Source organism: Enterobacteriaceae bacterium ESL0689 (assembly GCA_029433525.1).
Classification (GTDB): Bacteria; Pseudomonadota; Gammaproteobacteria; order Enterobacterales; family Enterobacteriaceae; genus JAQTIF01.
In genome coordinates this window covers 1,621,572-1,634,300 of record JAQTIF010000001.1, presented here as the reverse complement: position 1 = coordinate 1,634,300, position 12,729 = coordinate 1,621,572, and the positions used below count along the sequence as shown (strand labels likewise).

Genomic DNA, 12,729 nt, shown 5'->3' with positions numbered 1-12,729 from the left:
ATTAACAGCAGAACAGACCATTGTGCCGTTTTGGTTTTGATCTCAAGGAAGGCATGATGAAAAAGCCGTTTAGCGCCTGAATCGCCCGGCGGATACGGATAAGCGCCGGGCAACCGCAGCGCAGATGTAACCGTCCGTAAGGATTCCGGCCACAGCGGAGGCAGCCGAAAAAGATCAGCCGCAGTGTACCAACACCCACGCTACAGACAGCAGATCGGCACTTCCTCCTGGGCTTAAATGGCGAGCGTTCAGATCATCGTCCATCTGCGCCAGGCGGTTATCATCCCAGCCGGTTTTTAGCAGTTTCTGTGCATACGATTGCACATATCTTAATCCGTTCATGCCACCGCGTGAAACCAGGTTACTGTCGGGATTTACCGCCATCAAGCGCAACAGCGCATGATGCAAACGCCTTTCGATCGGCACCTGATACCAGTACGGTAAGACGTCGCGCCGGAGGGTGCTAAATCCCTGCTCTGCTTCTCCCCGCGCGCCGGTGAGGCGATACTGACGGTATTGCTTTTCGCCTGCGGTCATCGCCTGGCGACAGGCCATCAGCTCTTTCGCCACCAGCCCGTGGCACAGTTCGCTGACGGTCAGACACAGATTATCAGCCGATACACACCTGCCCTGCCGCTGCAGCCGTCCGGCGGCAAAACAGAGCAACCCCAGCGAAAATATGCCCCCTTTGTGCGTGTTAACCCCCTGGGTCGCGTGATACATCGCCTGTTCACAGGCGATGCCCATTGGCCGCAGGTGGCATAACTGCCCTTCTGCCGGTTGTTCGCCCTGGGTAAAACCCAGTTCGGTAAAACGCGCAAACCACGGTGCTATCGCCCTGATACTACGACTAAACAACGCATAGTCCATGTCGCTGTGCGCACCGCTATTTCGCTTATCTACCAGTCCGGGTTTCGGTGTCAGCCTCAGTTCCTGCCACAACGCTTCCTCGGCCAGTTGTGGCACAGTCAGCCTGTTTTGCTGCATCGCCAGCAAACCACTCATCGATCATTTTCTCCACACGTTCTGTCACCTGTTCTGTCGGGTGCCGACGTGAACGGGAACAGGCATGAGCGGGCTCATGACATAACAGACAACGACGTCCAGCCCAGCCCAGCGACTGACGACTCAGTGACCCGCTCTCCAGGCAGATGACATCAAAGTCCCACAGCCGCCCCAGCGGATGCAGCTCCTCCAGGGTGATACAGCCTCTTTTGATCCCTTGCGCCGGATGTGCCACACACCAAAGGGCTTCGGGGCCGGTCTCCAGCCATAAAACCTGCTGTGCTTTGACCGGCCAGTGATATTCCCGCAGCATCTGTTCACACTGTTGCAACGCAACCTGCATGGTATTGCGGTACCTGGCCGTGTCTTTTACTGCCCCCGGCGTAACCAGCGTCAGAGAGATAACGGGCTGTTGATAACGTGTCAGCCACGCCTGCTGTCGTGCGGCACGAGCCTCTTTCGCTGCCAGCCATACCGCCAGACTTATCTCTGTTGCTGCAGGTACCGTTTCTGTCATGAGATTACGCCTTCACCTGATGTACCTTGTCGATCACCCGACCGTCACGATAACGGATCACGCCAACCACTTTATCGGTAAACTCAATCGGTTTCGGTTCACCGGTCAGCGAGATTGCCCGCTGATACAGCGCTTCAATATCGACGATCTTCATTCCTGCCGCTTCCAGCCGGGCGCGAACTTCCGGCCGCGCCGGATTGACCGCGATACCGTGGTCAGTCACCAGCACATCAATGCTTTCACCGGGAGTCAGTCGCGTGGTCACCCGTTTTACCACGGTCGGGATACGACTGCGCAACAGCGGTGCGACCACGATGGTCAGATTGGCGGCGGCGGCCACATCACAGTGTCCCCCTGAAGCGCCACGCATCACGCCATCAGAACCGGTTATCACGTTGACATTAAAATCGACATCGATTTCCAGCGCACTCAGGATCACCACATCCAGCAAGTCACAACTGGCGGCTTTACTGCCAGGATTGGCATACACATTGGTGGAGATCTCGACATGATCCGGGTTGCGTGCCAGCGATGCTGCGGCCTGACCGTCAAAACACTGCGTATCGAGCAACTTCTCAACCAGTCCTTTCTCATGGAGATCCACCAGACTGCCGGTGATCCCGCCCAGCGCGAAACGGGCTTTTATCCCCTGACGCGCCATCTTTTCCCCGAGGAAGCGGGTACAGGCGGTGGCAGCTGCACCGGAGCCGGTCTGCATCGAGAAGCCCGGTTTGAAGTAACCCGAATGTTCGATCACATCCGCCGCATAACGCGCGATCATCAGTTCGCGCGGGTTACTGGTCACCCGAGCCGCACCGACGCTGATTTTCGCCGGATCGCCGACGCTCTCGACCTGCACGATATAATCGACCTGATCCTGGACGATACTGGCTGGCATATTGGGGAATGGCACCAGTTCTTCACTCAGCAGAACCACTTTGCGGGCAAAGTGAGCATCGACCATCGCATATCCCAGCGAACCGCAGCAGGACTTGCCGTGAGTGCCGTTGGCATTACCAAATTCGTCACTGCATGGCACCCCGAGGAAAGCGACATCGATCTTCAGTTCACCATCCTGAAGCAACTTCACCCGTCCGCCGTGCGAATGGATCTGTACCGGCTCATCCATCAGGCCATGTGAAATGGCATCGGCGAGTTTACCGCGCATACCGGAGGTGTAAATCCGGCTGATAACGCCATTTTTAATATGTTCGATCAGCGCATCGTTACAGGTCATCAGCGAGCTGGAAGCCAGCGTCAGGTTCTTAAAGCCCATCTCTGCCAGCTTGGCGACCACACTGTTAATCACCTTATCCCCTTCACGGAAGGCGTGATGAAAGGAGATGGTCATCCCGTCCTGCAAACCACTGCGTTTTATTGCCTCTTCAAGGCTGGCACACAGCTTGCGATGACGTTTTTGCTCTGCATCCGCCAGCCAGGGGGTGGCAGTGAAAGCCGACTCAAAAGGTTTTAATGCCGGAGTCTGAGATTTGTCTTTATCGGAAAGCACTTTCTTATTCATCATTTTTATCCTTCACGACGTACACCGGAGGCAGCCGCACGCTCCAGCACTCTCTTCGCGTGGTTAATAATCGGGGCATCGACCATTTTGCCATTCAGTGAAATCACACCCAGGCCTTTACGTTCCCCTTCCTCGGCCGCTTCAGTCACTAATTTCGCGTGATCGACCTCTTTTTGTGTCGGCGCATAAGCGTTATGCAGCAGGTCAATTTGCCGTGGATTAATCAGCGACTTGCCGTTAAAGCCCATCTTACGGATCAGCTCAACTTCCCGCAGGAAACCGGCCTCGTCGTTGACGTCTGACCACACCACGTCAAAAGCGTCGATCCCGGCCGCACGGGCCGCGTGTAAAACTGCGCAGCGGGCATAAAACAGCTCGGTGCCATCACCGCGTTCTGTCTGCATGTCCATCACGTAATCAAAGGCCGCCAGCGCAATCCCCACCAGCCGTGGTGAACGGCGAGCGATGGCAACCGCGTTAATCACACCGGTGGCCGATTCAATCGCCGCCATGATGCGGGTCGATCCAACTTCACGTCCGCATTCCCGTTCGATGCGAACCAGATGGCCTTCCAGTTCGTCAATATCCTCCGGGGTATCGGTTTTCGGCAAACGCACCACATCCACCCCACCCCGCACCGCGGCTTCCAGATCTGCGAGACCAAAGGGAGTATTGAGCGGATTAATCCGCACCACCGTTTCGATGTCCTGATACATCGGATGTTGTAAAGCATGCCAGACCAGCAGACGAGCGGTATCTTTTTCACGCAACGATACCGCATCTTCGAGATCAAACATGATAGAGTCAGGACGATAGATAAACGCGGTGGAGAGCATGGCCGCGTTTGAACCTGGCAGAAACAGCATGCTGCGACGCAGTGAACTTAACATAATTTCCTCCAGTCAATCTGCGATTCATCCGCCGCACGCAATACGGCACTTTGCAGACGTGCGCGGATCACACAATCCAGCGCACCTTTATCATCAATCACAATCAATCCTTCCTTAACCTCCATAGCACGCAGAGTTTCTTCTGCCACCTGGCGGATCTGATCGCCAAACTGTTTAATGACTTCACTTTGGATGACAATCTCCAGCTCGCCTTCGGCGGGAGAGATTTTCACCATCAGGTCGCTGGATTCCCGGGTTCCGGCCAGCGCCTCCCTGACTATTTTCATCATATTTTTTCCTGATAGTTATACGGGTTGTTTGCAATAATGCGCCTCGAGATACGCAAAAGTCGTTTCTGGTACTCTCTTGCGAATAAGAGAGAACTGCTGGGCAGCAAGCAAACGGCGAACTTCCGAAGCGGATATGGCGACGCCGTCCGCACTGATGCGCGGGATCTCGACGACCGCAATATCTCCGCCCAGCAAGGTATGTAACGTCTGGTTATACTGTCGGGTGGTATCACAAAAGGGTTCCGCGCCAACAAAGCGATGGGTGATCCCCAGCGCAGGTACGATAAAGTCACGAAAGATAAGCACATCCGTTTCGCTCCATGCCTGTTGCACCTTAGCGCGCTCTTTAAGAAAGTAGGCCGGAAAGGTGGCGCAGGAGAGGATATACGGCGATCCTTCATGCACAATGACATTTTTCAGATCTGCCACCCCCTCACGCACCATTTTCAGCCGGGCGCGAAATGGAAAATATGAGGCGTCTTCACGCACGACAAACAAATGCAACCATTGACAAGACTTCGCCGCCTGTTCCACCAGATAGCGGTGCCCGAGGGTAAAGGGGTTAGCATTCATCACAATCGACCCGATGCGTTCACCGGGCCGACGCTGCTGGCTCAGAGTACGGCAGTAACGTGTGATCCCTTGCGGCGTGTTTTCCATCAGTACCGTATGCTGGCTGCTGCGAACCACAGGCCAGAAACCACACTGGGCAAAACGCTCTGCGTTAGCTTCTCCGGTACACAGAAACAGATGAAAATGGCCACGCGCCAGCGCGATATTTTCCACTTCCGCCAGTAACCGGGCACTGAGATTGAGGCCACGTTGCTGCTCATCCACCGCCACACATTTGATGATATTGCCAGCCAGCCCGGCACAGCCCACCAGCCGGGCCCCGGCCCATGCTTCGACAAACAGTGTGATATCGTCATCCATTCCCAGCTTATTATCCGCCAGTAACTGGCGGATCGCGGCCAGGCGTTCCGGATGCTGTTTTACATCCGTCAACCGGAAGTCGGGTTCGGGTAGCAAATCCATCGGGTGATCTCGCTTTAGTGCGTCGCGCTCAGTTCGGGAACGGGTGCTTGTGCAATAACATTACTGAGGCGACCAATACGCTCAATTTCGACCTCAATACGATCACCGGCCTGCATAAACAGTGGTGGATTACGTTTTTTACCTACGCCCCCCGGCGAGCCGGTGATGATCACATCACCCGGACTTAATCGCGTGAAGGTGCTGATGTATTCAATCAGTTCCGCCACCGGGTGGATCATGTGGCGGGTATTGTCATCCTGCACCATCCGGCCATTCAGCCATGTGCGGATCATCAGTTGATTGGGATCGGGGATCTCATCGGTGGTCACCAGCCACGGCCCGAAGGCTCCGGTCTGTGGCCAGTTTTTTCCAGCGGTGAACCAGCTATGCTGCCAGTCGCGCGCTGAACCATCCATGTAGCAGCTATAACCAGCCACATGACTCAACGCCTGGTCACGGGAGATATTTTCGCCGCCAGTGCCGATGATCACCGCCAGCTCGCCTTCATAGTCAAACTCGCTGGAGTGGCGGGGTTTGATAACCGGCGCGTTATGCGCGGTCTGCGAATCAGGAAAACGAATAAACAGCGTCGGAGCCGGATCATGCTGATCAAACTCCTGGCGTTTTTCGGCATAGTTCATCCCGACACAGAGAATTTTTTCTGGCTGGACAATCACCGGCAGAAACGTGACGGCCGCCAGTGGAATATCTGTAGCCTCATTCAGGTAGTGACGAGCTTCTTCCAGTCCTTTGCCATGCAACAACGCTTTCAGGTCGCCGTGACAGTCGCCGAAACGGCGACCGAGATCAATGATTCCTTCCGCTTTGACAATCCCAAAGCTACGGACACCCTTATTGATAAAACTTACAACTTTCATGATGTTTTCCTGAAAACCTAAACGAGGAAGTTACCCAAAATCAGTAATGAGACAGAAACATTAATCGCCCCCCCGATGCGCGTTGCAATCTGGGCAAATGGCATCAGCACCATACGATTACCTGCTGTCAGAATAGCGACGTCCCCGGTTCCACCCTGTCCACTCTGGCAGCATGAAATAATAGCGACATCAATGGGATACATGCCAATCTTTTTGCCAACAAGGAAACCTGTTGCCACCAGAGTCACAACGGTACTAATAATGACCAGCAGATTGGTGAGCGTGAAAGCGTTAACCAGTTCTTCCCACGGGGTAATCGCCACACCGACAGCGAAAAGAATGGGATAAGTGACTGATGTCTGGAAGAATTTATACACTACTTGCGAACCTTCGAGCACCCGTGGTGAAACGCCGTAACACAGTTTCACCAGCACTGCGGCGAACAGCATACCCACCGGCGCAGGCAAGCCGATAAGTTTATGACCCAACATGCCGACCATATAGAGCAATACTGCCAGCAATACCCCGGAGGCCAGTGTGGTAACGTCTAATTTACCTGAAGAAGCGGTTTGCGTGAGACTTCCGCCACTATTCTGATGATTAGGCATCAACTGACCTTCGCCTGTCAGCTGCGGATAACGCTTGCCAAGCTGATTCAGACAACCGGAAATAATAATGGCGGTGAGACTACCCAGCATGACCATCGGCAGTAAACGGCCTAATGCTACCCCTTGCTCGATATTCAGTATGGCTGCATACCCCATCGACAGCGGAATCGCCCCTTCACCGACACCACCCGCCATAATGGGCAGAATAATAAAGAAGAAAATCTGGAACGGTTCAAGACCCAGCGCCATGCCGACGCCCATACCCACTACCATGCCAGCGATTTCACCACACAGCATCGGGAAGAAAATACGCAGAAATCCCTGAATCAGTACTTCACGATTCATACTCATGATACTGCCAACAATAATGCAGCAGATATAGAGGTACAGAATATGCGTTGATTTATAGAATTTGGTCGTGGAGACAACCACAACATCCGGCAACCAATGATAATAAACCAGTGCCGAAGGAATAAAGGTGGCACAAATCGCTGCCGCACCCAGTTTACCGACTATCGGTAAACGCTTGCCAAACTCACCACAGGCAAAGCCAAAAAATGCCAGCGTGGCGACCATCACGACAATGTCACTAGGCAATTCGCCGTATAAACACTCAATCCCAATCAGCACACCCGCCAGAACAAAGAGTGGCAAAGGAATAATACCAATCTTCCAGTTATCCATAATATACCACCAACGCTCTTTGAGCGAAGATTTGGCTAGCCGAGCGGATTTCTGGTCAATAGAAAATGAATTGTCATTCGCACTCATAAATCAAACCTCTTGGTTATTTTATGGTGATTAGCCTAAATGACAGATCAGACAGTGAGTGTGAGGACTGGCATATTAAAAATGAAAACTTTATGGGTTGTATGGTTTTAATGGGTTGTATGGTTTTAATGGTTTATATAGTTTTAATGGTTTGTATGGTTTTAATGGTTTGTATGGTTTTAATGGTTTATTTTATTGAGTGCGTTCATGTCGTTTTTTATTAATTTGATTTTCATTAAAATGGGAGTAAACATCCGCCATAGATCCCCCTGCTGGCGACAGGCCACGGGTAAAGTATCGTGGTAGATTGATCACAAGTTTCGCAGCCAAAAAACTCCCGGCCAGAGAAAAATGATACATTAACGCTCCCGAAGCCATCCTGTGCAACCATTATGAAAGTATCATTTCAGATAAAATTATTTATCTCGCTGGCTGTCTTTTTTTCCGGGCTATTCATACTGCTCAGTGGCTACTATTATATTGATATCGAAAAACAGCTCTATCAGGAAATGAGCATCCGGGCAAAATTACAGGCACAATACATTGCCAGTATCCCGTCATTGCAGCAAAGCACCAGCCAAAAAGATATTACGGCTATCGCTAATTTTATGCATAAAATAACCTCCTACAGCGATGCCAGCTTTATTGTTATTGGCGATAATCAGGGACGTCATTTGTTTCATTCCGCATCCGCTGACCGGGTTGGTACCCTGCTGATTGGCGGCGATAACGAAGACGTTCTGCTGGGTAAAACCACCACTTCCATTCGCCAGGGGGGGTTGGGGGTTTCCCTGCGCAGTAAAGCACCCATAATGGATAGTCATAACCAGGTCGTCGGTATTGTTTCGGTGGGTTATCTGATCAGCTATCTTGACAGCATTACCGTGAGTAAAGTGGTGAATATCCTGATTGCCACCTTACTGTTACTGATCGCACTGTTCATCTTTTCATGGTTTTTTACCCGCAGCATTAAAAAACAGATATTTTCACTGGAACCACGTGAAATTGGCCTGCTGGTGCGTCAGCAAAAAGCGATGATGGAATCGATTTATGAGGGCGTGATCGCCATTAATAATCACTCACAAATTGAAGTGATCAACCAGGCGGCGCGAAAATTACTGGATCTCAATTTACCCGCCCGTGAGATACGCAGCCAGCCGATTAACCAGGTGATAGCCAGCGTGCCTTTTTTCGCGCCGTCGGTGATGTTGCAACAGGATACACATGATGAGATATGTCGTTTCAATGATCTGACCGTGATCGCCAGCCGTGTACGGATCATGCTGGAAAACAGCTTACAGGGTTGGGTGATTACTTTTCGTGATCGTAAAGAGATAGATACCCTTAGCGCCCAGCTTAGCCAGGTAAAACGCTATGTCGATAATCTGCGGATCATGCGCCACGAACAGCTTAATCGTATGGCGACACTCTCCGGGCTGCTGCATATGGGACGCTACGAAGAAGCCATCCATTATCTGCAAGCGCAATCGGAATATGCCCAGGAGCTGCTGGATTTTATCTCCTCGCGTTTCAGTTCACCGACACTTTGCGGTTTACTGCTGGGCAAAGTGGCGCGGGCGCGGGAAAAAGGCGTCGAAATAAACTTTGACCCGGCCTGCACCATGACGCGAGCTATTACCTCCCTGAGCGAAGCAGAGCTGATCTCCATCATTGGTAATTTACTGGATAACGCCATTGAAGCAACCCAACGCGCGCCTTTACCTCATCAACCGATCGAAGTGCTGATTAAGCTGAATAGCCACGAACTACTGATTGAGGTGGCCGATTGTGGCGTGGGCATCCCCCCCGACTTGCGGGAACACATCTTCGAACGTAATGTCACCACCAAAACACACGGTGATCATGGTATTGGATTATATCTGATCGAGAATTATGTCACTCAGGCCGGTGGTACTATCGAAGTGACAGATAACATCCCCCAGGGCACGATTTTCTCACTTTTCATTCCCATCACGGGAGCTATCCAGCACCCGATACAAACACCTACGGGAGCGGACTATGCAACATCAACCGATTAATGTGCTGATTATAGAAGACGAGCACAAGCTGGCACAACTGATTGCCGAGTTTGTCAGTAAACAACCAGGGCTGCGGCTGGCGGGGATCGCCGCAACCCTGACCGAAGCGCAGGTACAAATAGCCAGTAAAAATGTGCAGCTTGTCCTGCTGGATAACTACCTGCCAGATGGCAAAGGCATCACCCTGATCGGCAGCACACTGCTGGCACAGGCGCACTGTTCAGTCATTTTTATCACCGCGGCCAGTGATATGGATACCTGTAGCCAGGCGATCCGTAACGGTGCCTTTGATTATATCCTCAAACCCGTTTCATGGCGTCGCCTGAGCCAGTCGCTGGAACGTTTCATTCAGTTTGCTGAACAACAACGGGTCTGGAAAATTGTGGATCAGCAAAACGTCGATACGTTATATCAGCTACAGGCGAAAAATTATCGCCAGGATAACGGCAGCAAAGGGATTGAAGAAAACACGCTGGCCCGGGTACAGCAACTCTTTACCGTCAATACCACACACTGCTTTTCTGTCGATGAGGTGGTCAACGCCACCGGATTAAGTAAAACAACCGCACGCCGTTATCTGGAACACTGTGTCGGCACCGGTTTTCTGAGTGTCGAAATACTGTATGGCAAAATTGGCCATCCACGACGACTGTATAAGCGTAACGCGGTATAAGCGCCTGGTGCTAAGTCTGGCTGTAGCACGCCATTTCTCATAACCAGCCCGAAGCGATAATATAAATAATTGATATTTATCAATGTATTATTCCATGAAGGCTATTCAGGTGCATAATAAACTTCTGTCAGTTGCTATCAACAGGAGTTGTATTGTGGTTACCGGGCCTTTTATTAATGCCAGCGCACTCTTTCTCGGCGGTGTACTGGGCGTGTTATTAAGCGAGAGACTCCCCGAACGCATTCGCACCGCGATGGTCTCTATTTTTGGCCTGTGCTCTATGAGCATTGGTATTTTACTGGTCATCAAATGCGCTAATCTGCCCGCGATTGTCTTCGCGGTACTGGCTGGCACCTTGCTGGGTGAGGCCTGTAACCTGGAGAAAGGTGTTAATACCCTGATTAGCAAGTTGCAGCGTATGCTGTCACCTAAAAGCAAAACCAGAGAGCCTGCCAGCAATACCTTTATTCAGAATTATGTTGTGGTGATTGTCCTGTTCTGCCTGAGTGGTACCGGGATCTTCGGTGCGATGCATGAAGGGATGACCGGAGATGCCAGTATTCTGATTGCTAAATCTTTCCTCGACTTTTTCGCAGCGATTATTTTCGCCTGTAGCCTCGGATTTGCCGTTTCGGTTATTTGTATCCCGATGCTGATAATCCAGCTGACGCTGGCGGCCTGTGCATCATTAATTATGCCCTTAACCACACCGGTGATGATGGGAGATTTCAGCGCTACAGGTGGCATGTTACTGCTGGCAACCAGTATGCGAGTCAGCGGAATTAAAATGTTCGCCGTGGTTAATATGCTGCCTGCACTGGTGTTAGCGATGCCGGTCTCGGCATGCTGGACGGCGTTTTTTTCCTGAAACGGGCTGTTTTCCAGCAAATCTGCTGACAGAGCATACAGTCTGTCACATTTTAAATAAATTTCATTGACGCCATACAGCGAATCAGCTTTAATGCGCCCCATTGCCCGGATAGCTCAGTCGGTAGAGCAGAGGATTGAAAATCCTCGTGTCCTTGGTTCGATTCCGAGTCCGGGCACCACTTTCACTTCTATGTACGTCTCCCAAACTCCACAAAACTCAAGTATAATCACTGCCATACATCACTTTCTGACATTTCGAACTCCACTGACCTCAACCCAACTCTCTCTAAATCAAGTTGCATCTGGGGGCTTTTCAGGGGGCTCTTTGTGTTCAATGAAAATTGAGGCCCCCATATGGCACTGACAGCCCGGCAGGTCGAGACTGCCAAACCCAAAGAGAAGGACTATAAACTCTCTGACGAACGTGGCCTTTTTCTCCTGGTAACCACCACAGGAAAACGATACTGGCGAATGAAATACCGTATCGCCGGCAAAGAGAAAAAGTTATCTATCGGCGTTTATCCTGACGTCTCTCTGGCTGATGCGCGTGTAAAACGCGATGAAGCCAGAAAAGTGATTGCTGATGGCGGCGATCCGGGTGAGAAAAAGCAGCTCGAAAAACTCGCCAAAAAAATATCCGTCGTAAATACCTTCAGGGCGCTCGCCATGGAGTGGCATAAGCATAAGTGTATCTCATGGTCGGAAAGCTACGCAGAGAGCGTTCAGGAGGCTCTGGAGAAGGATATTTTCCCGTATGTGGGCAAACGCCCTGTCGCGGAGATCCTGCCTCTGGAGATGCTGGAAGTTTTACGGCTGATTGAAAAGCGAGGTTCGCTGGAAAAACTCCGTAAGGTCAGGCAGTACTGCAATCAGATCTTCCGCTACGCCATCGCAACCGGGCGTGCGACGATTAATCCGACTGCGGAACTAACCGGTACGCTGACTGCGCCAAAAACAGAACACTTTCCTCACCTTCAGGCATCGGAATTACCCGCATTCCTTTCCTGCCTTGCCGATTACCACGGCAGTTGTATTACGCGTATGGCAACCACTCTGCTTCTATTAACGGGAGTGCGTACGATTGAACTTCGTGCTGCAGAGTGGCAAGAGTTCGATCTGGAAAATGCGTTGTGGACAATTCCTGAAAGCCGCATGAAGAAGCGCCGTAAACATCTGGTGCCTTTGTCAGACCAGGTTCTGGCGATACTGCAGGAGCTCCGTACCTACACCGGCCAGTACCAACTGGTATTTCCGGGGCGTTGCAATATCGACAAACCAATGAGTGAAGCCAGTATTAACATGGTGATCAAACGTATCGGCTACGATGGTAAAGCTACCGGCCACGGCTTTCGGCACACCATGAGCACCATTCTGCATGAGCAGGGATTTAATACAGCCTGGATCGAAATGCAACTCGCGCATGTGGATAAAAACAGCATTCGTGGCACATACAACCATGCACAGTATCTGGATGGGCGGCGGGAAATGATGCAGTGGTACGCTGATTATATTGGTAAATTGGAAGGTACAAATACCGCAGCATAAAAGCTCAGCCCCTTAATGGGCTGAGTTCCAGTGTGTTTTTTCTTTTTGTAAGCCAATGTTTTTCTATCAGATGCAGATGTCAGGGT

The 12,729-nt window shown here is 51.4% G+C and carries 11 protein-coding genes, 1 tRNA gene and 1 pseudogene; 5 read left to right on the top strand and 8 right to left on the bottom strand.

The genetic code is table 11. The features are described 5' to 3' along the window. Nucleotides 1–174: 174 nt before the first annotated feature. From citG to PT300_07905, 8 genes and pseudogenes are all read right to left on the bottom strand, one after another. Nucleotides 175–1,005, bottom strand: a complete 831-nt coding sequence (citG, locus tag PT300_07940) for a triphosphoribosyl-dephospho-CoA synthase CitG (protein ID MDF7680523.1) — start codon at nucleotides 1,003–1,005, stop codon at nucleotides 175–177. Continuing rightward, nucleotides 986–1,522: pseudogene (gene citX / locus PT300_07935) on the bottom strand (citrate lyase holo-[acyl-carrier protein] synthase). The gene citG and the pseudogene citX overlap by 20 nt, the downstream one beginning before the upstream one ends. 4 nt (nucleotides 1,523–1,526) lie before the next feature. Further along, a complete protein-coding gene (gene citF, locus PT300_07930; GenBank protein ID MDF7680522.1) occupies nucleotides 1,527–3,044 on the bottom strand; it encodes a citrate lyase subunit alpha in 1,518 nt (505 codons plus the stop codon). 5 nt (nucleotides 3,045–3,049) lie between these two features. Continuing rightward, nucleotides 3,050–3,934, bottom strand: coding sequence for a citrate (pro-3S)-lyase subunit beta (citE, locus tag PT300_07925; GenBank protein ID MDF7680521.1), 885 nt, complete (start codon nucleotides 3,932–3,934; stop codon nucleotides 3,050–3,052). Further along, nucleotides 3,928–4,221, bottom strand: coding sequence for a citrate lyase acyl carrier protein (gene citD, locus PT300_07920; protein MDF7680520.1), 294 nt, complete (start codon nucleotides 4,219–4,221; stop codon nucleotides 3,928–3,930). Before citD ends, citE begins: the two co-directional genes overlap by 7 nt. 18 nt (nucleotides 4,222–4,239) lie before the next feature. Beyond that, the gene (citC, locus tag PT300_07915) at nucleotides 4,240–5,253 is read right to left on the bottom strand and encodes a [citrate (pro-3S)-lyase] ligase (GenBank protein MDF7680519.1); all 1,014 of its coding nucleotides are present in this window, start codon (nucleotides 5,251–5,253) and stop codon (nucleotides 4,240–4,242) included. A gap of 20 nt (nucleotides 5,254–5,273) precedes the next feature. Continuing rightward, complete coding sequence (locus PT300_07910) at nucleotides 5,274–6,137, bottom strand: fumarylacetoacetate hydrolase family protein (protein MDF7680518.1); 864 nt, start codon at nucleotides 6,135–6,137, stop codon at nucleotides 5,274–5,276. A gap of 17 nt (nucleotides 6,138–6,154) precedes the next feature. Continuing rightward, a complete protein-coding gene (locus tag PT300_07905) occupies nucleotides 6,155–7,516 on the bottom strand; it encodes a 2-hydroxycarboxylate transporter family protein (GenBank protein MDF7680517.1) in 1,362 nt (453 codons plus the stop codon). Between the two features lie 392 nt (nucleotides 7,517–7,908). Between PT300_07905 and PT300_07900 the strand changes: the two genes are divergently transcribed. The 5 genes from PT300_07900 to PT300_07880 all read left to right on the top strand — a co-directional run bounded on the left by PT300_07900 (nucleotide 7,909) and on the right by PT300_07880 (nucleotide 12,643). Next, the gene (locus tag PT300_07900) at nucleotides 7,909–9,555 is read left to right on the top strand and encodes a sensor histidine kinase (GenBank protein MDF7680516.1); all 1,647 of its coding nucleotides are present in this window, start codon (nucleotides 7,909–7,911) and stop codon (nucleotides 9,553–9,555) included. Then, nucleotides 9,536–10,228, top strand: coding sequence for a response regulator (locus PT300_07895; GenBank protein ID MDF7680515.1), 693 nt, complete (start codon nucleotides 9,536–9,538; stop codon nucleotides 10,226–10,228). Before PT300_07900 ends, PT300_07895 begins: the two co-directional genes overlap by 20 nt. Before the next feature lie 154 nt (nucleotides 10,229–10,382). Continuing rightward, nucleotides 10,383–11,096, top strand: a complete 714-nt coding sequence (locus tag PT300_07890) for a DUF554 domain-containing protein (GenBank protein MDF7680514.1) — start codon at nucleotides 10,383–10,385, stop codon at nucleotides 11,094–11,096. Between the two features lie 105 nt (nucleotides 11,097–11,201). Next, a tRNA-Phe gene (locus PT300_07885) sits at nucleotides 11,202–11,277 on the top strand. Between the two features lie 175 nt (nucleotides 11,278–11,452). Further along, nucleotides 11,453–12,643: a tyrosine-type recombinase/integrase gene (locus tag PT300_07880; protein ID MDF7680513.1), complete on the top strand. Its 1,191-nt coding sequence runs from the start codon at nucleotides 11,453–11,455 to the stop codon at nucleotides 12,641–12,643. Nucleotides 12,644–12,729: the final 86 nt, after the last annotated feature.

What these genes read in the sequence shown, in the direction of transcription:
- PT300_07910 (MDF7680518.1), bottom strand. Translation starts at nt 6,137, where the DNA reads ATGAAAGTTGTAAGTTTTATCAATAAGGGTGTCCGTAGCTTTGGGATT.
- citG (MDF7680523.1), bottom strand. Translation starts at nt 1,005, where the DNA reads ATGAGTGGTTTGCTGGCGATGCAGCAAAACAGGCTGACTGTGCCACAA.
- PT300_07900 (MDF7680516.1), top strand. Translation starts at nt 7,909, where the DNA reads ATGAAAGTATCATTTCAGATAAAATTATTTATCTCGCTGGCTGTCTTT.
- PT300_07895 (MDF7680515.1), top strand. Translation starts at nt 9,536, where the DNA reads ATGCAACATCAACCGATTAATGTGCTGATTATAGAAGACGAGCACAAG.
- citD (MDF7680520.1), bottom strand. Translation starts at nt 4,221, where the DNA reads ATGAAAATAGTCAGGGAGGCGCTGGCCGGAACCCGGGAATCCAGCGAC.
- citF (MDF7680522.1), bottom strand. Translation starts at nt 3,044, where the DNA reads ATGAATAAGAAAGTGCTTTCCGATAAAGACAAATCTCAGACTCCGGCA.
- PT300_07880 (MDF7680513.1), top strand. Translation starts at nt 11,453, where the DNA reads ATGGCACTGACAGCCCGGCAGGTCGAGACTGCCAAACCCAAAGAGAAG.
- PT300_07905 (MDF7680517.1), bottom strand. Translation starts at nt 7,516, where the DNA reads ATGAGTGCGAATGACAATTCATTTTCTATTGACCAGAAATCCGCTCGG.
- citE (MDF7680521.1), bottom strand. Translation starts at nt 3,934, where the DNA reads ATGTTAAGTTCACTGCGTCGCAGCATGCTGTTTCTGCCAGGTTCAAAC.